Here is a 941-nt window from a genome sequence, read left to right on the forward strand (position 1 = left end):
CAGATCAACAACGTGTACAACACGGGCACGAAGTACTTCCATGCGAACAGCACGGGTGTAGATTCGACGGCCACGGGTGTGGATTCTGTTGCGATCGGCTCGGGTGCGGTGTCGACCAACAAGGGCGACGTGGCGCTGGGTGCGGGTTCGACGACGGCGGCAGTGGTGAACACCACGAGCGCGACGATCGGTGGCACGGCCTACACGTTCGCAGGCAGCAACGCGACGAGCACGGTGTCGGTGGGGGCGGCAGGCAAGGAGCGCACGATCACCAACGTGGCAGCGGGCCGCCTCTCGGCCAGCTCGACCGATGCGGTGAACGGCTCGCAGTTGTATGCAGCGGATCAGGCGATCAATCAGAACACGTCGGATATCTCGAACGTGGCGGGCAGCGTGACCAACATCGGCGGTAACGTGACCAACCTGAACAATCAGATCAACAACGTGTACAACACGGGCACGAAGTACTTCCATGCGAACAGCACGGGTGTAGATTCGACGGCTACGGGTGTTGACTCGGTGGCGATCGGCTCGGGTGCGGTGTCGACCAACAAGGGCGACGTGGCACTGGGTGCGGGTTCGACGACGGCAGCAGTGGTGAACACCACGAGTGCGACGATCGGTGGCACGGCCTACACGTTCGCAGGCAGCAACGCGACGAGCACGGTGTCGGTGGGCGCAGCGGGCAAGGAGCGCACGATCACCAACGTGGCAGCGGGTCGTCTCTCGGCCAGCTCGACCGATGCGGTGAACGGCTCGCAGCTGTATGCAGCGGATCAGGCGATCAACCAGAACACGTCGGATATCTCGAACGTGGCGGGCAGCGTTACCAACATCGGCGGTAACGTGACCAACCTGAGCAATCAGATCAACAACGTGTACAACACGGGCACGAAGTACTTCCATGCGAACAGCACGGGTGTAGATTCGACGGCCACGGG

At 62.2% G+C, this 941-nt stretch carries 1 pseudogene; it reads left to right on the forward strand.

Going from position 1 to position 941, the window contains the following annotated elements:
* Nucleotides 1–941: pseudogene (locus AWB83_RS35660) on the forward strand (ESPR-type extended signal peptide-containing protein); the annotation flags it as partial.

Origin of the sequence: Caballeronia ptereochthonis (assembly GCF_001545075.1) — a bacterium.
GTDB classification, from domain to species: domain Bacteria; phylum Pseudomonadota; class Gammaproteobacteria; order Burkholderiales; family Burkholderiaceae; genus Caballeronia; species Caballeronia ptereochthonis.